This is a genomic window from Pedococcus sp. P1_H8 (assembly GCF_056405175.1).
In genome coordinates this window covers 23,123-41,941 of the sequence record NZ_JBFUCP010000005.1, presented here as the reverse complement: position 1 = coordinate 41,941, position 18,819 = coordinate 23,123, and the positions used below count along the sequence as shown (strand labels likewise).

The 18,819-nt window shown below is 69.5% G+C and carries 25 protein-coding genes; 16 read left to right on the top strand and 9 right to left on the bottom strand.

Translation table 11 applies throughout. The annotated features are described in order from the left end of the window. The first annotated feature begins 21 nt into the window (after positions 1 to 21). Genes AC1DYG_RS09025 through AC1DYG_RS09005 form a run of 5 tightly spaced genes read left to right on the top strand, consistent with a single transcriptional unit; the run spans position 22 to position 4,531 of the window. Entirely contained in the window at positions 22 to 1,254 is a 1,233-nt protein-coding gene (locus AC1DYG_RS09025; RefSeq protein WP_477639532.1) for an ArsA family ATPase, read from the top strand. Continuing rightward, the gene (locus AC1DYG_RS09020; RefSeq protein WP_477639531.1) at positions 1,247 to 1,819 is read left to right on the top strand and encodes a hypothetical protein; all 573 of its coding nucleotides are present in this window, start codon (positions 1,247 to 1,249) and stop codon (positions 1,817 to 1,819) included. Before AC1DYG_RS09025 ends, AC1DYG_RS09020 begins: the two co-directional genes overlap by 8 nt. After that, positions 1,816 to 2,772, top strand: a complete 957-nt coding sequence (locus AC1DYG_RS09015; RefSeq protein ID WP_477639530.1) for an ROK family glucokinase — start codon at positions 1,816 to 1,818, stop codon at positions 2,770 to 2,772. The genes AC1DYG_RS09020 and AC1DYG_RS09015 overlap by 4 nt, the downstream gene beginning before the upstream one ends. Next, on the top strand, positions 2,769 to 3,761 hold the full coding sequence (locus AC1DYG_RS09010) for an ROK family glucokinase (protein WP_477639529.1): 993 nt from the start codon (positions 2,769 to 2,771) through the stop codon (positions 3,759 to 3,761). Before AC1DYG_RS09015 ends, AC1DYG_RS09010 begins: the two co-directional genes overlap by 4 nt. Continuing rightward, a complete protein-coding gene (locus AC1DYG_RS09005) occupies positions 3,758 to 4,531 on the top strand; it encodes an endonuclease/exonuclease/phosphatase family protein (RefSeq protein WP_477639528.1) in 774 nt (257 codons plus the stop codon). The genes AC1DYG_RS09010 and AC1DYG_RS09005 overlap by 4 nt, the downstream gene beginning before the upstream one ends. On the opposite strand, the gene AC1DYG_RS09000 is transcribed toward AC1DYG_RS09005, so the two are convergent. From AC1DYG_RS09000 to AC1DYG_RS08990, 3 genes are all read right to left on the bottom strand, one after another. After that, entirely contained in the window at positions 4,528 to 5,256 is a 729-nt protein-coding gene (locus AC1DYG_RS09000) for a hypothetical protein (protein WP_477639527.1), read from the bottom strand. The two genes, AC1DYG_RS09005 and AC1DYG_RS09000, sit on opposite strands and share 4 nt — an antisense overlap. Before the next feature lie 64 nt (positions 5,257 to 5,320). Next, on the bottom strand, positions 5,321 to 5,884 hold the full coding sequence (locus tag AC1DYG_RS08995; RefSeq protein ID WP_477639526.1) for a hypothetical protein: 564 nt from the start codon (positions 5,882 to 5,884) through the stop codon (positions 5,321 to 5,323). A 47-nt stretch (positions 5,885 to 5,931) separates the two neighbouring features. Beyond that, on the bottom strand, positions 5,932 to 6,675 hold the full coding sequence (locus tag AC1DYG_RS08990; RefSeq protein ID WP_477639525.1) for an alpha/beta hydrolase: 744 nt from the start codon (positions 6,673 to 6,675) through the stop codon (positions 5,932 to 5,934). Positions 6,676 to 6,792: 117 nt separating this feature from the next. Here AC1DYG_RS08990 and AC1DYG_RS08985 point away from each other — a divergent pair, with 117 nt between their 5' ends. The 4 genes from AC1DYG_RS08985 (at position 6,793) to AC1DYG_RS08970 (ending at position 10,171) form a co-directional block, all read left to right on the top strand. Then, a complete protein-coding gene (locus tag AC1DYG_RS08985; protein ID WP_477639524.1) occupies positions 6,793 to 7,593 on the top strand; it encodes a lysophospholipid acyltransferase family protein in 801 nt (266 codons plus the stop codon). A gap of 13 nt (positions 7,594 to 7,606) precedes the next feature. Beyond that, positions 7,607 to 8,794 carry a MacS family sensor histidine kinase gene (macS, locus tag AC1DYG_RS08980; protein ID WP_477639523.1) on the top strand — a complete coding sequence of 396 codons (1,188 nt, stop codon included), beginning with the start codon at positions 7,607 to 7,609 and terminating at the stop codon, positions 8,792 to 8,794. Further along, complete coding sequence (locus AC1DYG_RS08975) at positions 8,791 to 9,477, top strand: response regulator (protein ID WP_477639522.1); 687 nt, start codon at positions 8,791 to 8,793, stop codon at positions 9,475 to 9,477. The genes macS and AC1DYG_RS08975 overlap by 4 nt, the downstream gene beginning before the upstream one ends. A gap of 127 nt (positions 9,478 to 9,604) precedes the next feature. Continuing rightward, entirely contained in the window at positions 9,605 to 10,171 is a 567-nt protein-coding gene (locus AC1DYG_RS08970; RefSeq protein WP_477639521.1) for a glycoside hydrolase family 19 protein, read from the top strand. A gap of 26 nt (positions 10,172 to 10,197) precedes the next feature. Here the strand turns inward: AC1DYG_RS08970 and arr are convergent, their stop codons facing one another. The 3 genes from arr to AC1DYG_RS08955 form a co-directional block, all read right to left on the bottom strand. Beyond that, the gene (gene arr, locus AC1DYG_RS08965) at positions 10,198 to 11,151 is read right to left on the bottom strand and encodes an NAD(+)--rifampin ADP-ribosyltransferase (RefSeq protein ID WP_477639520.1); all 954 of its coding nucleotides are present in this window, start codon (positions 11,149 to 11,151) and stop codon (positions 10,198 to 10,200) included. 85 nt (positions 11,152 to 11,236) lie between these two features. Continuing rightward, positions 11,237 to 11,560 (bottom strand): nuclear transport factor 2 family protein, encoded by a 324-nt coding sequence (locus AC1DYG_RS08960; protein ID WP_477639519.1) that lies wholly within the window; start codon positions 11,558 to 11,560, stop codon positions 11,237 to 11,239. 38 nt (positions 11,561 to 11,598) lie between these two features. Next, positions 11,599 to 11,937, bottom strand: a complete 339-nt coding sequence (locus tag AC1DYG_RS08955) for a phage baseplate assembly protein V (protein ID WP_477639518.1) — start codon at positions 11,935 to 11,937, stop codon at positions 11,599 to 11,601. Positions 11,938 to 12,255: 318 nt separating this feature from the next. On the opposite strand from AC1DYG_RS08955, the gene AC1DYG_RS08950 reads away from it, so the two are divergent. The 3 genes from AC1DYG_RS08950 to AC1DYG_RS08940 all read left to right on the top strand — a co-directional run bounded on the left by AC1DYG_RS08950 (position 12,256) and on the right by AC1DYG_RS08940 (position 13,689). Continuing rightward, the gene (locus tag AC1DYG_RS08950; protein WP_477639517.1) at positions 12,256 to 12,618 is read left to right on the top strand and encodes a YciI family protein; all 363 of its coding nucleotides are present in this window, start codon (positions 12,256 to 12,258) and stop codon (positions 12,616 to 12,618) included. Positions 12,619 to 12,885: 267 nt separating this feature from the next. Then, positions 12,886 to 13,200 (top strand): DUF4760 domain-containing protein, encoded by a 315-nt coding sequence (locus AC1DYG_RS08945; RefSeq protein ID WP_477639516.1) that lies wholly within the window; start codon positions 12,886 to 12,888, stop codon positions 13,198 to 13,200. A gap of 93 nt (positions 13,201 to 13,293) precedes the next feature. Further along, positions 13,294 to 13,689, top strand: coding sequence for a nuclear transport factor 2 family protein (locus AC1DYG_RS08940; protein ID WP_477639515.1), 396 nt, complete (start codon positions 13,294 to 13,296; stop codon positions 13,687 to 13,689). 41 nt (positions 13,690 to 13,730) lie between these two features. On the opposite strand, the gene AC1DYG_RS08935 is transcribed toward AC1DYG_RS08940, so the two are convergent. After that, positions 13,731 to 14,969, bottom strand: coding sequence for an MFS transporter (locus AC1DYG_RS08935; RefSeq protein ID WP_477639640.1), 1,239 nt, complete (start codon positions 14,967 to 14,969; stop codon positions 13,731 to 13,733). A gap of 176 nt (positions 14,970 to 15,145) precedes the next feature. On the opposite strand from AC1DYG_RS08935, the gene AC1DYG_RS08930 reads away from it, so the two are divergent. After that, on the top strand, positions 15,146 to 16,027 hold the full coding sequence (locus AC1DYG_RS08930; RefSeq protein WP_477639514.1) for a patatin-like phospholipase family protein: 882 nt from the start codon (positions 15,146 to 15,148) through the stop codon (positions 16,025 to 16,027). A gap of 16 nt (positions 16,028 to 16,043) precedes the next feature. Here the strand turns inward: AC1DYG_RS08930 and AC1DYG_RS08925 are convergent, their stop codons facing one another. Next, positions 16,044 to 16,520: a hypothetical protein gene (locus AC1DYG_RS08925; protein ID WP_477639513.1), complete on the bottom strand. Its 477-nt coding sequence runs from the start codon at positions 16,518 to 16,520 to the stop codon at positions 16,044 to 16,046. A 224-nt stretch (positions 16,521 to 16,744) separates the two neighbouring features. Between AC1DYG_RS08925 and AC1DYG_RS08920 the strand changes: the two genes are divergently transcribed. Both AC1DYG_RS08920 and AC1DYG_RS08915 read left to right on the top strand, forming a co-directional pair. Beyond that, positions 16,745 to 17,131 (top strand): VOC family protein, encoded by a 387-nt coding sequence (locus AC1DYG_RS08920; RefSeq protein ID WP_477639512.1) that lies wholly within the window; start codon positions 16,745 to 16,747, stop codon positions 17,129 to 17,131. A gap of 138 nt (positions 17,132 to 17,269) precedes the next feature. Continuing rightward, positions 17,270 to 17,593 carry a DUF309 domain-containing protein gene (locus AC1DYG_RS08915; protein ID WP_477639511.1) on the top strand — a complete coding sequence of 108 codons (324 nt, stop codon included), beginning with the start codon at positions 17,270 to 17,272 and terminating at the stop codon, positions 17,591 to 17,593. A 95-nt stretch (positions 17,594 to 17,688) separates the two neighbouring features. On the opposite strand, the gene AC1DYG_RS08910 is transcribed toward AC1DYG_RS08915, so the two are convergent. Continuing rightward, positions 17,689 to 18,240, bottom strand: a complete 552-nt coding sequence (locus AC1DYG_RS08910; RefSeq protein ID WP_477639510.1) for a hypothetical protein — start codon at positions 18,238 to 18,240, stop codon at positions 17,689 to 17,691. On the opposite strand from AC1DYG_RS08910, the gene AC1DYG_RS08905 reads away from it, so the two are divergent. Continuing rightward, the gene (locus AC1DYG_RS08905; RefSeq protein ID WP_477639509.1) at positions 18,239 to 18,790 is read left to right on the top strand and encodes an HNH endonuclease; all 552 of its coding nucleotides are present in this window, start codon (positions 18,239 to 18,241) and stop codon (positions 18,788 to 18,790) included. The two genes, AC1DYG_RS08910 and AC1DYG_RS08905, sit on opposite strands and share 2 nt — an antisense overlap. The last annotated feature ends 29 nt before the right edge of the window (positions 18,791 to 18,819 follow it).

The window sequence follows — 18,819 nt, the reverse complement described above, 5'->3', positions numbered from 1 at the left end:
CGCCCCAGGGCGCCGCTAGCCATGCGGGTCATCCTCTTCACCGGCAAGGGTGGCGTCGGCAAGACGACCACCGCCGCCGCCACCGCGGTCCACGCCGCCCGGGCCGGCGTCAAGACGCTGGTCATGTCGACCGACGCGGCGCACTCGCTCGGCGACGCGCTGGGTGTCGAGCTCGGGGTGGACCCCAGGTCGGGCCGCGACGGGAGAGGGGCCCCGGTGGACGTCGAACCCGGCCTCTCGGCGCTGCAGATCTCTCCACCTCACCTGCTGGGTGAGTCCTGGCGGGTCGTCCAGGACTACCTGCTCTCGGTCCTGGACACGGTCGGCATCGACTCCGTGGTCGCCGAGGAGCTGACCCGCCTGCCCGGTGCCGAAGAGGTCGCCGCGCTGCTCGAGCTGCGCGCGCAGGTCGAGTCGGGTCCGTGGGACCTCGTGGTCGTCGACTGCGCACCGACCGCGGAGACGTTGCGGCTGCTGGCACTGCCCGAGGCGCTCGCCTGGCACCTCGAGCGCCTCCTGCCCGCCCAGCGCGGGTTGATCCGGACGCTGCGTCCGGCCGCGGCGGCTGCCGCCGGAGTGCCCCTGCCTGACATCGCGGTGGTCGAGGCGGTGACCGGGTGGCACCGTCAGATGCGGGCCGTGCACCGCATCCTGACCGGCGACCAGACCTCCGTGCGGCTGGTCCTCACCCCCGAACGCGTGGTCATCGCCGAGTCCCGGCGCACCTGGACGTCGCTGTCGCTCTATGGCTTCGTCGTCGACGCGGTGGTCGTCAACCGGGTCTTCCCGGACGCCGCCGCCGAGGCAGGGCGCCACACGCCCGACGCCTGGCGCGCCTCCTGGAACGCGGCGCAGCAGGAGGGCCTGGTCGAGGTGCGTGAGTCGTTCGCCGGGTTGCCCGTCGTCGTGACTCCCTACCTGTCGTCCGAGCCGATCGGGGCCGACGCGCTCGCCGACCTCGCGCAGGCGCAGGAGGGTGCTGCTGACGTCCTCTCGCCGGTCGCCCACCGCGGCCTGACGGTCGAGCGGACGCCCGAGGGGTTCGTCATGACCCTGCCGCTGCCGCTCGCGCACGCTGCCGACCTCGGCCTGCAGCGCCGTGACGACGAGCTGGTGGTGACGGTGGGCGAGCACCGGCGGGTGCTGACCCTCCCGGCCGCTCTGCAACGATGTGTGGTCGAAGGTGCCTCGGTGCGCGACGGTCTGCTGCGGGTGCGCTTCGTCCCCGACGAGGAGGTCTGGCCGCGTGGCTGACGACGAACGCCCTGCCGTGGGCACGGTGGCCCAGGAGGCCGCCCGACTGCTCGACGCCCTCGGTGGGTGGGCCAGCACCACCCACGCCGGGTATGCCGCGGCGGCGGGTGGCGGGCGCACGTCACCGGACGACGCTGGTCCCCACCGTGACCGCGACCCCGACGGCGACTCCGCCTCCGACGCAAGTGGCGGCAAGTCTCCCCGCTGTGAGTCCTGCGGTGCCGAGAACGGTGCTGGGCAGGCCGTCACCTGTCAGCTCTGCCCGGTCTGCCAGGGCATCGGGTTGTTGCGCTCGGTGCGACCCGAGACCGTGGACCGGCTGGCCGACCTCGCCGGGGCGCTCGCAGCCACCCTGCGCGACATCGCCGGGCAACGCCGCACCGAGGACGGCGCAGCGGCGCCGGGCAGGACCTCGGGCAGGACCTCGGGCAAGGCATCGGAGAAGTCGGCGAGCGGGCCACGCGGCAGGGTGCAGGACATCGTCGTGGACGACGAGGACGAGCACCACGCCGACGAGCACCACGGCGACGAGCACCACCGCACAGGGGGGAGTGCCACCTCATGAGTGTCACCATCGGCGTGGACATCGGCGGCACGAAGATCGCCGCCGGCGTCGTCTCAGCGACCGGCGAGATCCTGGCGCGCGCACGCAGGGACACCCCCGCCCACGACCCCGACCAGATCGCCCATGACGTCGCGGCCGTCGTGGCCGAGCTCGGGGCCGGGCGCACGGACGTCCGGGGGGTCGGCGTGGCCTGCGCCGGCTTCATCGACCGCACCGGCTCGACGGTGCTCTTTGCCCCGAACCTCGCGTGGCGCGACGAACCACTCAAGATGCGGCTCGAGGCGCTCGTCGACCAGCCGGTCACCATCGAGAACGACGCCAACGCCGCCGCGTGGGGGGAGTTCCGGTTCGGAGCGGCCACCGAGGCCGATGACATGGTGCTCATCACCGTCGGCACCGGGATCGGTGGCGGCGTCGTCGTCGACTCGAGGCTGCTGCGCGGCGCTTTCGGCATCGGTGGCGAGCTGGGGCACATGCGCGTCGTCCCCGACGGCATCCGTTGCGGCTGCGGCAACCGCGGCTGCTGGGAGGTCTACGCGTCGGGCAACGCCTTGGTCCGCGAGGCTCGCGAGCTCGTGGCCTCTGGGGCCCTGAGTGCCGCGGTGTTGTCGCAGGCCTGTGACGGCGACCCGAGCGCGCTCAGGGGGCACCACGTCACCAGTGCCGCACAGGCCGGGGACTCGGCGTCCATCGAGCTCCTCGCCGACCTGGGCCGCTGGGTGGGCGAGGGGGCGGCCTCGGTCTCGGCCATCCTGGACCCGGAGCTCATCGTCATCGGCGGCGGCGTCGTCGCGGCCGGCGACCTGTTGATCGGAGCTGCCCACGCGGCATACGCACGCAACCTGACGGGGCGCGGCCACCGGCCGGTCGCCGACATGGTGGCTGCCCGGCTCGGCAACGACGCCGGGTTGATCGGCGCGGCAGCGCTCGCCGCCGAGGGCGTCGGGTCGTGAGCTCGGGCCTGGCCGTTGGCATCGACATCGGCGGCACCAAGGTCGCCGGGGGAGTCGTAGACGCCGACGGCACCGTCGTGGCCAGGGCGAGACGCGACACGCCACACCGGTCGACGAGTCCGGCCGTCGTCGAGGACACCATCGTCGAGGTGGTCGCCGAGCTCATCGACGTCGCCGGCGACGACGTGGTCGCCGTGGGCATCGGGGCGGCCGGCTTCGTGGCCGCAGACCGCGCGACGGTCGTCTTCGCCCCCCACCTCTCCTGGCGCGACGAACCGCTCGAAGCCAACCTCCAACGCCGCGTACCGGTGCCGATCTCGGTCGACAACGACGCCAACGCCGCTGCGTGGGCGGAGTGGAGATTCGGTGCGGCACAAGGAGACTCACACGTCGTGATGGTGAATCTCGGCACCGGCATCGGTGGCGCGCTGATCCTTGACGGTCAGATCATGCGCGGCCGGTTCGGGATTGCTGGGGAGTTCGGGCACATGCAGGTCGTGCCGAACGGACTGCGTTGCGAGTGCGGCAACAGGGGCTGCTGGGAGCAGTACGCCTCGGGCAACGCGCTCGTCCGTGAGGCCCGCTCGATGATGACGGCCAACAGCCCGATGGCCACCGACCTGCTCGCGCGCGCCGGTGGTGACCCGGCGGCGCTGACCGGCCCGATGATCACCGAGGCAGCGCGCGACGGCGACTCGACCGCCACCGAGCTGCTCGGCGAGATCGGCCAGTGGCTGGGCCTGGGCATCGCCAACCTCGCTGCCGCCTTCGACCCCGGCGTCTTCGTCGTCGGGGGCGGCGTGAGCGCGGCCGGCGACCTGCTGCTGGAGCCGGCTCGCAGCACGTTCCGGCGCCACCTCACCGGTCGGGGCTACCGCCCGGAGGCGCGGATCGTGGCGGCGGCCCTGGGCAACGAGGCCGGACTGATCGGGGCAGCCGACCTGGCCCGACGAGATGCCCTGGGACGCGCCGGCGCCGAGGGCGCATGAGCACGATGCGCGTGGCGTCCTACAACCTCAAGGACTTCACGCTCGACCGTGGCGCGGCTGCCCGGGTCATCCGCGCGATCGACCCCGATGTGCTGTGCCTCCAGGAGGTCCCGCGGCGGCTGTTCTCGACGTGGAGGGTCTCGGACTTCGCGGCCGAGTGCGGGATGTTCTGGTCGGGGCGGCACCGCGGCAGCGGTGGCACCACCATCTTCACGTCGTTGCGGGTGCAGGTGCCCGAGTCGCGGCACTACCGGCTGCGGGTCGCAGCCCTCCAACGCACCCGCGGGTATGCCGTGCTGCGCGTCGGGCCCGCCGGTCACCAGCCGCTCGTGGTGGCTTCGGTGCACCTCAGCCTCGATGCCGACGAGCGGGAGCGACATGCCGGCCAGATCCTCAAGAGGGTGTCCGGCGGCGGGCCGGTGCTGTTGGCCGGCGACCTGAACGAGGGGGAGACGGGCCGAGCCTGGCGACTGTTCGCCGCACCGCTGCGGTTGATCTCGCCGACCGTTCCGACCTACCCGGCCAGGGCGCCCCGCAAGGTGCTGGACGTCATCTTCGCGTCGCCCGACCTGTGCGTCCTGCCGCACCAGGACGTGGCCCTGGAGCTCGCCGACCTGGTGGCCGCCAGTGACCACCGCCCGACGTGGGTCGACGTCGACCTCGACCCCCAGGTGGTCCCGACGGCGCAGACCGAGACCGGACCCACGGTGCCCGAGTCCACGGTCGAGGAGGCTGAGGCCTCCGCGGCTGACGAGGGTCCGGCGCGCTAGCGGGAGCCTGGGTCCGCCACTCGGTCGGGGGTGTCTGACTCGCCGACCACCCAGGGCGTCAGCGACGTCGTCCGCGGTCCGTTGATCACGCGCACCGAGGGGGCCAAGCCCGCCACGGCCTTGGTCAGGGCCGAGCGCTCGAGGCGGCCGGCGACGCCGATCTGGCGGTAGGGCATCGCCTCCCAGGCCGCCACGGACTCCATGATCCGTCCCCCGATGTCGGGCAGGTGAGCAACCAGCTGCTCGAGCCGGTCGCGCTCCTCGGCAGGGATGCGATGGGGGGCCCGGAGCCGCACCCCGAGGGCACGGTGGCGGTCGACCCCGGTGACATTCACCCGACGCTCCGCGACGGTGAAGAAGACCAGCTCCTGGACGTCGCTCCACGGGATCGCCTGACCGGCACGGCGGTCGGTGCCGGCCAGCCAGACACCGCCGGCACCCACGCCGACGGCGGGCGCCGAGGCCTGTTGGAAGCGGACCCACCCCATGTAGCCGGGGACCACCGCGAAGATTCCCATGATGACGAAACCGGGGAGCGACAGGTGGACCAGGGCCCACACCGCACCCGCCGCGCCGAGGATCGACACCACCATGAGGAACAGGACGTCGATGACCGGACCGGTGACCCCGGTCACCTGACCGCCGCGCGTGATCGACTCGGGGGGCGTCAGGTCGCGGACCCGCATCCAGGTGACCTGGGTCTTCACCGGCTTGATCGGGGGCATGCGCGCGAAGGTAGCGCCAGCGCCGACCTGTTCAGGTCCCAACGGGACTTTTCGGTACGAACGGCTAGACGCGAGCGCCGTTGTCGGGGTCGTCCTCGTCCCGGGCCTGCGGCTGCCGCATCACGAGGAGGACGAAACCCATCACGATCAGTCCGAGGGCTCCGAGCGTCCACCAGTTGCTGACGTTCGGCCGGAACAGCACGAGCCACAGCAGGAGCAGAGGACCGGCCACGAGGCCGACGATGATGCCCCAGAACTGCAGGTCCTCCTGCGGCGGCAGGGGGGCGGTCGGGCCGGGCTCGAAGTGCTCGTCGTCGTCGAGGTCGCGCAGGTCGCGCAGCTCGACCGGGTCCGGTGTGTCCTCGGCGGGTGCCGGCTGCTCAGCTCCGCGCCACACGACGAACGGCCGGGTGGGTGGCGGGTTCACGCTCGGAAGGAGCGGGGGATTGACTCCCGTTGCCGGCTGGCCCGGGACGCCGCCCTCGATCGAGGTGTCGCGGGGTGGGACGGCGTCGCCTGAGACTGAGTCGGAGGACCCGGGGGCGGTGGGGGTGTCGGGCAGTGACGCGACCTCGTCCCAGCGCGCGACGATGTCCGCGAACTCGGCGTCGACGTCGCGGTCGCTCATGAATACCCCTTGGTCTGGATCGAGCAGGATGGCTGGACGAACGCGGTCTAGCTCAGCCGCTCGATGAACTGCACCGACTCCTCAAAGATACGTGGCGCGTCATTGTCGAGGGTAGCCACGTGGTAGCTGTCATGGAGGAGGATCTCGGTGGAGTCCTCGCTGGAAATTCGGGCCAGGATCAGCTCCGAGCTCGACGCGGGCACCACGTGGTCCTCTGGCGAGTGCAGCAGCAGTACCGGCTGGGTCACCTCCGGCAGGTCGCGGATGACGTTCTTCCACGCCGTGAACTGCGAGTGCGCCGCGTGCACGGGCGAGCGGTCGTAGGCCAGCTCCACCACTCCGGGCTTCTTGATGTCGCTGGCGATGGCCGCCGCGCTGGGCATGACGTGCTTGAGGAGGGGAACGAGCCGGACCCGCCAGTCCTCGAACTTCACGGCGGGGTTGACCAGGACCAGTCCCGAGACCCGCGGGCCGTGCTCTTGGGCGAGGGCCAGGGCCAGCGCCCCACCCATCGACAACCCACCGACGAAGACCCGGCCACTGCGTTCGTGGAGCTCGCGGAACGCGGCGTCGACGACGGCATACCAGTCGTCCCAGCGGGTGCGGTTCAGCTCCTGCCACGTCGTCCCGTGTCCGGGCAACCGCGGAACGCGGACGGTGTAGCCGCGCTCGGCGAGGTGCTCGCCCCAGGGACGCATGCCCTGCGGGGTGCCGGTGAAGCCGTGGATCAGCAGCACGCCGGTGTCGGAGCCGTCGTGGGAGTAGGGCTCTGCGCCGGGAAGCAGGGACACGGTGACTCCTGGGGCAGGTGCAGAAAACTGATCTGGGGGTGGCGCGCATTCTCGCACGGGCCGCGACGACGCCTTGAGTACCGTAGAGTTCACGGCGTCACTTCGGGAGGTGTGCTGGTGTTCTATTGGGTGCTCAAGACGGTCGTTCTTGGCCCGATCCTCAAGTTGCTCTTTCGCCCGTGGGTGGAGGGCGAGGAGAACATTCCCGACGACGGTCCAGCCATCTTCGCGAGCAACCACCTGTCGTTCTCGGACTCCATCTTCCTGCCCCTGGTGATCCCGCGCCGGATGACGTTCCTGGCCAAGTCCGACTACTTCACCGGACGAGGCCTCAAGGGGCGCATGACGGCCGCGTTCTTCCGTGGCGTCGGTCAGCTGCCGGTGGATCGTTCCGGCGGTCGCGCCGGTGAGGCGGCCCTGCGCTCGGGCCTGAAGGTGCTGCGCCGCGACGAGCTGCTCGGCATCTACCCCGAGGGCACCCGCAGCCCGGACGGCCGGCTCTACCGTGGCCGCACCGGTGTCGCGCGGATGGCGCTCGAGGGCGGGGTCAAGGTGCTCCCGGTCGCGATGATCGGCACCGACAAGGCCCAGCCGACCGGCACCAAGATCCCCAAGCTGATCCGGATCGGCGTCAAGATCGGCAAGCCGCTGGACTTCTCGCGCTACGAGGGCATGGAGGACGACCGCTTCGTCCTGCGCTCGATCACCGACGAGATCATGTACGAGCTGATGCTGCTGTCCGGCCAGGAGTACGTCGACATGTACGCCACCTCGATGAAGGACCGCATCCTCGCCGCGGCCAAGACCAAGGCGCGCGAGCTCCAGGAGGCCGCCCTGCGCGGCAGCGCTCGCGTCACCGCGCGCGACGACGAGTCGGTCTCGGACGAGGTGCCGCCCGGCGCCCGCGCGGCGAGCTGAGGACCCCTTCGGCGTGGCGCGGCACCTGAGCCTGTCCGCGCGCCGCGCCATCGCGTCACCGCACTCCCAGCCCGAGGTCGTGTCCGCCTTCTGGAAGGGCATCGACGTCTTCCGGCCCATCGCCCTGGCGTATGCCGCGTACTCCTTGGCCGACCGCCCGCACGACCTCGCGCGCCCCGCGCTCGGCTGGGCGGTCCTCGGGGTGCTCGGCCTCTGGACCGTCTTCCTCGTCTTCTACCGGCGCCGCCGGCTGTGGCTGGTCGTCGTCGAGCTGCTGCTCGGTGCGGCCGCGATCATGGCCACCCTGGTGGTCGACACCTCCGCGGCGATCGAGCAGGGCTCGCGCACCCTGCCGACGATCTGGCCCGCGGCAGGTGTCGTGTCGGCAGCCGTGCTGCTGGGCCGCAAGGGCGGCATACCGGCAGCGATCTTCATCGGGATCGTCGACGTGGTCGAGGTCGGGAAACCCACGCCCAACACCGTCAACAACATCGTCCTGCTGTTCCTCATCGGGGCCCTCATCGGCTATGCCTGCGACCTCGCGCGTGAGGGCCACGCCAAGCTGCGCGAGGCCCTGGCGCTCGAGGCCCAGGTGCGCGAGCGCGAGCGGCTGGCCCGCACCGTGCACGACGGGGTGCTGCAGACGCTGGCCTTCATCAACCGTCGGGGCACCCAGCTCGGCGGCGAGGCCGCGCAGCTCGGGGGCATGGCCGCCGACCAGGAACGCCTGCTGCGCGCCCTCGTGAGCGGCACGTCGGCGGCCGACACCGAAGCCACCGTGACCGGCGACCTCGACCTGCGCCAGCAGCTCGGGCGGTTCGCCGGGGGACGCACCCACCTCGTCGCCCCGGCCGACCCGGTGCTCGTGCCACCGCGCGTGGCCGGTGAGCTGGTGGCAGCGGTCGGAGCCGCCCTCGACAACGTCCGGCTGCACGCTGGCGACGACGCCCAGGCCTGGGTGCTCGTCGAGGACGACGGCAGCGAGGTGGCCCTGACCGTGCGTGACAACGGCGTGGGTATGCCGGCCGGTCGCCTCGACGAGGCAGCCGCCGCCGGGCGGATGGGCGCCTCGTCGAGCATCCGCGGCCGGTTGGCCGACCTTGGCGGGACGGCCGAGTACACGGTGCGCGAGGGCGCCGGGGTGACCGTGCGGATGCGGGCGCCGAAGAACGGCGGACGCGACAACCAAGGAGCGAGATGAACGACCAGCAACCCGAGCCCGTGGACGCTGCGCCGGTCAGCGTCGTCGTCGCCGACGACCACCCGATGTGGCGGGACGCGGTCGCGCGCGACCTCGCCGAGGCAGGGATGACCGTGCTGGCCACGGCGGACGACGGACCCGCCGCGGTCAACCGCACCAAGGCCACGCGCCCGGACGTGCTCGTCCTCGACCTCAACCTGCCCGGCATGCGCGGCCACGAGGTGTGCGCCGCGCTGGGGGCCCTCGCCACCCGGGTGCTGGTGCTGTCGGCGTCCGGTGAGCAGCAGGACGTCCTCGAGGCGGTCAAGGCAGGCGCGACCGGCTATCTCGTGAAGTCCGCCTCGCGGGAGGAGATCGTGGCCGCCGTCGAGGCGACAGCCCGCGGGGAGGCGGTGTTCACTCCAGGACTGGCCGGTCTGGTGCTGGGCGAGTTCCGCAGGATGTCGACCCAGCCGAAGGTCGACCCGTCGCGGCCGATCCCCGAGCTCACCGAGCGCGAGACCGAGGTGCTCAAGCTGGTCGCGACCGGCATGTCCTACAAGGAGATCGCCTCCGACCTGTTCATCTCGCACCGCACCGTGCAGAACCACGTGCAGAACACCCTCGGAAAGCTGCAGCTGCACAACCGGATCGCGCTGGTCCGGTTCGCCATCGCCAAGGGCCTGGACACCCCGGAGGCCTAGCGCCCGACGGCGTCCGACGATGTCCGGCACTGTCCGGCTGCTGGGCTCTCCCGAATACGTCATTTGCGCGATGCAGCGTGTGGTTGTGTCGATGCACCCTCGGTAGTGAACCGTAGGAGGCATTGAAGTGGGAGCCATCAACCGAAAGTTCTTCTTCGACCACGTTCGCGTCGCGCTGTTCGACGGGAGCCTCAGGCAGAGCCAGGTCGACGGGCTCGACGGCTTCCTCGATCGGTGGGAGAAGTTCCACAAGACCGACGACCTGCGCTGGTTGGCCTACATGTTGGGCACCACGCACCACGAGACGGACCACAAGATCCAGCCGATCGAGGAGTACGGCAAGGGAAAGGGCCATGCCTACGGCAAACCCGACCCGGTCACCCACCAGAAGTACTACGGCCGCGGTTTCGTCCAGATCACCCACAAGGGCAACTACCAGCGGATGGGCGACATCCTCCATGTCGACCTGGTTCACCACCCCGAGCTCGCCCTGGACTTCGACATCGCCCTGCGGATCATCTTCTTCGGGATGACCAACGGGACCTTCACGGGCAAGCAGCTGTCGGACTACTTCAACCCGAACAAGGGGGACTGGGTGAACGCCCGCAGGATCGTCAACGGCACGGACAAGGCCCAGTCGATTGCCACCCTGTCTCGCAAGTACTACGCGGCGATCTCCTTCACCACCCTCTGACTCGGCACCGTCAGTCGTCCATCGCTTCAGTCGTCCATCGCTTCGATGCCGAGCTCGGCCAGTTCGGCCATGCGCTCGCGCAGGTGCTGGATCATCTCGGGCGCGGGACGCTTCCAGCCCCTGATCTCCTCGATGACCCGCAATGGTTCGGTGGTCCGGTAGGACCGGGTCGGGTTCCCCGGGAAGCGCTTGTCGGTGACGTTCGGGTCGTCCTCAATCGTGCCGGTTGGCTCGACCCGGTAGACCCGGCCGGGCCCCGTCCCGCGAGCGAGCTCTGCAGCCAGGGGCGCGCCGTCGCGCGTAGCCGTCAGGTAGATGTGTTTGGCCTGACGCCCCGAACCGTAGTTCGAGCGCCAGCCGGGCGTGAGCAGCTCACCCGGACCCAGGTCGGCCCTGGTCCCGTGAAAGAAGGGCCCGGGGTCGTCGACCAGGCGCGGCGTCGCAGGTGGATCACGGAGCAGGCTGTCGAGCCGCGCCATGAGGACCGCGACCCGGCTGCGCCCCTTCGGCACCCGCGGATAGCGGGACAGCACGTCGAGGACGACGGGCGTGGCTCGCTTCGCGGCGGCGGTGATGACGTACTCGGCGACCACCGGGTCATCGCCCCGTGCGAGCTCGGCCGCCCGGGCGGCATGGGCGGCCGGCCCCAGGATGTGGCGCGCCTGGGTCGCCTTCGCCAGCGGATGGAGGTATGCCGCCGCCGCGGCATCTCCTGCAGCGCTGGCTGCGTGCCGCGCGGCTTCGGTCGGGGCGTCCCCGGCGGCTCGTCGGGCCTCGGACGCGGCTGTCCGCTGGAGGCGTGAACGCGGCGCCCCCTCTGCGAAGACTCGCGCGGCGTGGATGGCCGCCGCCGGGCGAGGGTCATCTGGACGGGACTTCTGGACGATGACGAGCGCAGGTTCGGCGCACGCCGCGGCATACCCGGCCACCGCCCGCAGCTCGTCCATCGTCAGCTCGAAGTCGCCCGCGCGTGTCTGCATCTCCGGCAGTTTCGCACAGTGCCCCGGGTGGCTGGCGGAGACGTCGTGCGTCGCTGGCAGAGTGTGCCTGCCCGAACGAGGGGCGCTAGCTTGAAGGGGGCATGAACTCCGCGATGTCGCCGTAGGCGCGCATGGCTCTGATTCGTTCGCCGACAAGGTCATAGGCGACGCAGTAGGCGATTCGACCCGTAGCACCCGCGCCACTGCCCTCGATATAGGCAGCGTTCTCGGCGAAGACCAATTGGCGCGTCTGCAGGTCCGGCAGTCGGGCGTGCAGGACGTTGATCGCGTCTTGAACCGCCTCAGGCCCCTGGACGTGAGTGCCGCCCTGGATCGTGGTCCAGACCACGTCGTCGGTGAAGAACTGCGTGAAGCGGCCCGTTTCGAGGGCGTCGAAGTAGGCACTCATGAGGTGTCGGCTCTGGTCGGCAGTCGTCGGTCTCTCTTTCACGAGGTGACCTTGGTGATGCGGTGACCCAACCAGACCGGTCGTGACGGGTCGCCTGATTCGAGGGCGATCCAGACCCCATCGCCGATGGCGGGGACGTCGTTGGTGCCACCCACCGGCAGGCACGCCGCGGCCCACACCCCGTCGTCTGCGCCGAGGGCTGGGACCCGAACGAACAGGCGATGCTGCATGAGCGGATCCGTGTTGTCGAGCACCGTGGCCGGGTAGACCCCGCAGACGGCACGGGATCCTGTGCCCAGATACGCCTCAGTCGCGAGCCGCTCCGAGTGCAGGGTGAGCAGCTCCGCGACGAACGCGAACAGGTCCAGCAGAGCCACACCAGGGTCGCTGTCGGCCTTGTCCGTCCAGTCCCTCAGCCCGGTGCGAGCACGGTGAACGAGGTCCTCGAGTCCTGGCCGCTCAGTACGGCCACGATCGCCGCTCATTGGCTTCGGTGTCTGCTCATGGACGCGATTATCCGCGCGTCGACGGCGACGAGCCATGGGGCCGGAGCGCACCACGGCATACCGTGTCGTTCCGGCGCTCGCTCGCCCACCGTGGACGGTGTTGGCGGAAGGGTGTCGAATTCGTGGAATGTCGTTCGTGGTGTGGGTGGAGGCGGCCACCAGGGCCGCCCGCAACTGAGGAGAACAGTCATGACGCACTACCTGCTGGCCGTGCACGGCCCGGCCGAGATGGACGAGTTCGGCAACTACGGCTCCAAGGAGGAGATGGAGGAGTCGTTCGCTGCGACCGGTGTCTTCAACGACAAGCTGCAGGCCGAGGGCTACTGGGTCTTCGCCGGGGGGCTCGAGCCCGTCTCGACGGCAACCGTCGTCGACGGTCAGGGAGACGCGCCGGTCCTGACCGACGGTCCCTACCTTGAGTCCAAGGAGGTCCTCGGGGGCTTCTGGGTGATCGACGCTCCGGACCTCGACGTGGCGCTCAGGCTTGCCGCAGAGGGATCCAAGGCGTGCAGGGGCAAGGTCGAGGTGCGTCCGTTCGGCGGCATCGCCTGACCCGACCTCGTCCCGGCGCGGGCGCGGCGTCGGCCTCGACGCGACCCGCGCGACCTTGCTGGAGGCCCGAGCCACGGAACGCGACGCGCCGCGTCAGGTCGCACCGGGTGCGCGGGGCGGGCGCGGGGCGCGCTCACCACGCGGCCGCCCCGGTGGCTGCGTCGAAGAACGTATGGCGTGGGCAGGTGGCTCGGCGTAGCGTCGTCGTCGTCCGAGGGGCGGATCCTTCAAGGGGTGAGTGACATGGCAGATCGGCAGGACGGCGCAATGCTCGTGCAGCTGGCGCAGTGGGGTTCGACGATGGGTCTGGAAGAGGCCATGCAGGCCGTGTTGGCTGACGGCTTCGACCCCGAGACAGCCTCGGCACAGGACGTGCTCGTGTCGCGTGTTCTGAACTGGGGAGAAACCATCGGCACACTCACCAAGAACGGACTGATCGACACCGACCTCGTGCTCGACTGGTGGTGGGCAGAAGGCGTCTGGACCCGGGTCGGCCCGGCCGCCTTGAAGTTGCGCGCCAAGCACGGCATTCCTGGGCTGTACGAGAACTTCGAGGCGTTGGCGGCGAAGCAACGCGGCTGACATCGGCGTCCGGGCGAAGCAGGGCAAAAGGCATCGGCGTCGACGCGAGTCCGACCTTCCTCACGACCGCGATCGGCGGATTAGGGTGGGTCGATGGATCGCAAGACCGCTCAGGAGTGGCTCGACCGGTACGTCGATGCGTGGCAGTCCTACGATCGGGACAACGTCTCGGGGCTGTTCAGCGAGGACGTCGTCTACCGCTACCACCCGTCTGACGAGCCGACCGTCGGTCGAGACGAAGTCGTCGCGTCGTGGCTGGGGGAGGGGGCCTCTGGTTACGCCTCGACCCGCGACGCGCCGGACACCTACGAGGCCAAGTACTCGCCGGTCGCGCTGGACGGGGACATCGTGGTGGCTACGGGCACGTCGTCGTACCGAGATGTGCCGGGTGGGCCGTTCGTCCGCGTCTACGACAACTGTTTCGTCATGCGCTTCGACGACGAAGGACGCTGCCGCGAGTTCACCGAGTACTACAACCGCCGTCCGTGATTGGCGCGGCACCGAGGGCTCGGGACCGATCGCGGTGGCGCTCAGGCCGGGGCGGTGGGGCCCACGCCGGGCGAGGTGGGGCTCAAGGCGACCTGGTCGGCTGGAGCGTTCTGGCGACGTGAGAGCAGGATCGCGGGCAATGCGAGCGCGGAGATCGCGGCCCCGACCACGTAGGACGATCCGTACCCCCACAGGTCCGCTGACTTGCCGAGGACCGGCTGGCCCCAGACCCCGCCGCTGGAGCCCATGAGGGAGTCGAACGACAGGATCGTGGCACGCTGTTTGGAGGGGATGAGGCCGTTCAGGTAGGTCTGGCGGATCGGCATCGACGCCGCGTAGAGCAGACCCCACACGCTCACGAGCGTGATCACGACCCAGAAGCTCTGCAGCAGCCCGATCAGCGCGAGCGCCAGCGTCGCCAGGGCCGAGATCGCGGCCAAGGCGCTCGTCCGGCGGTGCACGAGGTGACGCAGCCGGGGAGCGAGCAGACCTCCGAGGATCTGGGCGCCTGCGACGATCGCCGCTGCGAGACCGGCGATCTGGTACGCATGGGGGTCGCCGTAGAGCTCCAGCAGGTAGGGCTGCAGCGCGTAGAAGGCGTAGATGGCCACGCCACCGGTGAACAGCGACTCGACCATCAACCACTTGACTGCGGGCACCCGCCACCCGAGGTCCACCGAGGTCGCGACGATGTGTCGCATCTCGGCGAGCGGACGACCTCGCGGGTCAGGGGTGAAGCCGATGTCATGCATCACGACGGACGCGAACAGGAACATCGCCGCCAGGATCGCGGCGCGCAGCACGAAGGGGACACCGATCGACGTGTGCTGGGCGATGACACCCCCGCCGAGCGAGCCGACGAGCATCGCGGCCCCTCCCACCACCTGACCTCGACCGAACACCGACTCGACGGTGCCAGTGAAGTTGACCGCTGCTAGGGCGTCGATGAGCCAGGCCTCGACAGCGCCCGAGAAGAAGGTGAAGCCCAGTCCGAGCCCGATGGACACCAGGGCCCACAGCCAGAAGGCCGAGTGCCAGTGCCAGAGCCCCACGTAGGCCAGGGTGGCCACGCTGAGCGTGACCGTGCCCAGCAGGTATGACGCGCGGCGACCGATCGTGTCGGCGACCACCCCGGTGGGCACCTCGAAGATCACCATGCCCGCGGTGAAGAAGGCGTTCGCCGCGAAGGCCTCGAGGTTCGACAGACCGGCGTCGAGCAGGAAGATCGTGTTGATGCCCCAGATCAGGGCCTGGGCAAGGGTGTTGCCGAGCAGCAGCATCAGGTAGGTCCGCACGACCCCGCTTGGCGTCGTGACGGGAGAGGCATTCGACACGAAACCACTTAACCGCGTCACGGGGTGGACGTCGATAGGCGGCGGTTCCCGCGCCGTGCGGGCCACGTCGATGCCGGCGGTGTCCGGGCAGCCGTCGGCGAAGGTGCATAGAGTGCGCGATCATGAGCGAGCGGGCGTTGGTCCTCGGTGGAGGCGGATCGGCAGGCAACGCGTGGCTCATCGGCGTCAGTGCCGGCCTGCTGGACGCCGGGTTGGATGTGACCCAAGCCGACCTGATCATCGGGACGTCGGCAGGATCGACCGCCGCGGCCCAGCTAACCAGCGCGAGCCCGACCGAACTGCTGGCCGAGATTCTTGGCGCTGCGCCCCAGCCTCGGAATGCTCCGGTGGAATCCGGCCGTGCACGCGATCGCGCTGGGCCGATGGTCGACCACCTGGAGAGAACGAACCGAATCATCGCCGCCGCAGCGGACCCAGCCGACATGCGCCGCCGAATGGGTGCGGCGGCGCTCGAAATGGATGCGGCGTCGGACGGCTCCGGGCAGGCGCGGTGGCGCGCCACAGTCGCATCCCGGCTGCCCAGCCAGCACTGGCCAGAACGAACGGTGCTCATCACGGCGGTCGATGCCCCTACCGGTGAACCGGTCGTGTTCGACCGCCACGGCGCTGTCGACCTGGTGGACGCCGTGGCGGCAAGCACTGCCAGCGGCGCGGCATACAGGATCGGCAACAGCCGTTACATCGACGGCGGCTACCGTCGCAACGAGAACGCCGACCTCGCAGCCGGATACGGGCGGGTGCTCGTGCTGTCTCCACTGGGCGGCCGAACACGGCACCCGTTGGACTGGGGGATGCACCTTGCAGCGCAGGTCGACGAACTCCGCGCCGGCGGCAGCAGAGTCGAGACGATCCTGCCGGATAGCCACTCTCTCAACGCATTTGGCACGAATCTGATGGACCTATCGACGCGTCCGCCCGCGGCTCGAGCAGGGTACGAGCAAGGCAGAGGCCTTGCCGAGCAGCTCATCGAGTTCTGGCGCTGACGCCAAACTGCGAGCCTCAACGCGAGGTCGGCTCTTGCGGCGTGTGGCGCGCTGGCCGCACCCAGCGGCGAACTGCCAGAGCGGCGAGGGCACCAAGGCCGAGCAGGACTCCAGTGACAATTCCGTTGAACACCATGGCAATGAGGAAGTTGATCGGCATCGGGAAGATGGGCTCGCCGCCTGAAGGCACCCAGTTGGTGAGCAGAAATTGGGTGGCTGTCAGCACGAGCGCGCCGTAGAGGGCACAACGAACGAGACTCGAGGCGCGCCTCGTCCAACCGATGGCAAACCCGAACAGGACCGTGGCCACCGCGACGGTGGCCGTGAGCCCTGCCGCCAGACGATAGGCGGAGTCTGGCGGCTCAGGGGCAGTGAGAAACATCGGCGCTTGGGTGGCGGCCAGCGCAAGAAGCCACGCGACCAGCCCAGCAAGAAGGTATTTGTTCCAAGGCTGGGGCATCACCCGATGGATCAGACTCGGGAACTCTTTCATGCTGTCTCCTGCCCGGTCTCTCCTGTCCCGCAACGGGTTCTACGCCCTGACTATCCCGCCACGCTCAAGGCGTGTCATCACCCTCAGGGTCCGAGGGCATCGTTCGGTTGGACCACGGTTGTGGACCGCAGGACGACGTCCTGTGTCCGTCCGCGTCGTGTCGGCGGCCGCATGAAATGATCGGAGGGACCAGACAGGACAAAGGGGGTTCGACTTCGATGCAGATGAAGCTGGAATTGATCCCGCTCCCGGTTGCGGACGTGGACCGAGCCATTGCCTTCTATGCCGACATGCTCGGCTGGAACAAGGACGTTGACGTGCAGCCCAGCGAGGGCGTGCGGATCGTCCAGTTCACACCAGAGGGCTCGGGTTGTTCGGTCGGTTTCGGAACGGGGTTGGAGGTGTACGCGGGGGAGCCCGGCAGTATCAGAGGCGTGCACTTGGTTGTCGAGGACATCACCGAGGCGCGTGCCGAGCTCGTCCGCCGAGGTGTGGCGGTCGGCGACATCCACGACTTCGGGGGCGGCGTCAAAGGAGCCGACTTCTCCGATCCTGACGGCAACACCTTCGAGCTGCAGGAGATGGCCTGGCGCACGGGCGCGAACTACTAGGGGCCTGCTGACTCTTGAGAGACTGGTCGTATGACGGGACCTGATCGTGACCGGGACACCGAAGGCCGCGCTCGCCAGGCAAGGCCTCGCGACGCCTTGGGCCGACCGTTGCCGTATGGCGCTGAGGGGGTCGAGCCGGTGTCGGAGGAACCCCTGCCTCCCCAAGAGACACTGGAGACAGCTCGAGAACTCGTGGAAGCAGGCCGTCCGTTCTCCGCCCACGAGGTGCTGGAGGCGCGGTGGAAGGCCGGACCGATCGAGGAACGAGACCTGTGGCAGGGGCTTGCGCAGGTCTGTGTTGCCATGACCCATGCGGCCCGCGGAAATCAGGTTGGGGCCGATCGACTGTTCGAACGAGCTGCGGCGCGGTTGGCCGCATTCGCTGCGACCGGACGCGAGGCCTACGGCCTTGATCTGGATGCAGTCGTCGAGCAGGCGCGAAGTCACGTCGGAAAGCTGTAAGCGCAAGCCCGGATCGCGGCGCCATACCGCAATGCGTATCGGACTCAAGGGGATGTGCTTTCTCTGGCGACCGGCGGAAGCGGCACCGCCCGTCTCTAGGTCGGGGTCTCCGCGTGGTCCCGCTCGATGATGTGCTGCAGTTCGCTGGGAAACACGACCGTTCCGCAGGACGGGCATGGCTCTTGAATGGCATCCAGATTTCCCAGCGCTCCGGCTAGGTCGGTGCGACCGCGGAACGCGGCCACCGCGGCAAGGAGGTAGCGCAGGTTGTGGTCGATGGGGCTGTCCGTGAGCCGGTCCAGCGCCAAGGCCAAGGCCTGGGCTTGCGCCCGGTTGTATGCCGGCTCGAGGTCTTCAGGGACTTGGTCCGTGTGCGTTGCGATCAGTCCCAGCACGATCAGGTACTCAAGGCCCGCCTGGCGTGGGACTCCCTCCGCGAAGGTGACCAGATAGGGCGCGGCTGCGAAAGCCGCGTCGTAGGTCCTGTCCTCTGAGCAGAGTTCGGGCCACAGTTCCCTGAAGACGTCCAGCCGTGACGGAGTGGATTCGAGAGCCCGGAGCGTGTCACGCACGCTGCTTCCGGTGCGACCCATCCGAGTGCTCAGTTCATCCCAGCGCGAGCTGTCCAACGGCAGCTGTTTGTCCATGAGGAGCAGTGTGCCGCCCGACGAGCGAGCAAGGGCCTGTTGCGGGTCCCGGGGGCCTGTGAAGCCGCCCTCTCGTGGCGATGCGACGCACTGGATGTCCATGACAGGCGCCGTTGCCCGGGGCGCGTTGCCGACGATCCGACTGGTTGAGTCCTACGCTGATGAGGTGACGGTGAGCAGGACCCGCAAGGCTCGGGCGACCATCCGACGGAAACGGCGAATGAGCCTTGTCAGTCACGATCTGACCGACGCCCAGTGGACGACGCTGCAGGCCATGTGGGGAGGGTGCGCATACTGCGGCGCCACCGGTGAGTCACTTCAGCGTGACTGCGTGCTGCCGATATCTCGCGGTGGGCGATACACGCTCGACAATGTGGTGCCAGCGTGCCGGTCGTGCAATACGAGCAAGTGCAACACCGAGGTCACCGGCTGGCTTCGACGGAAGCGGATGGATGAGCGAGCTTTCCTGGCACGCCACGTCGAAATCCGAACCGAGCTCGAGCTTCGGTTCGCGGCGCCCTCGGAGGGAGCGCCGGCGCCAGGTCTCTGATGCATACATGTCGAACGAAAAGCGCGCAG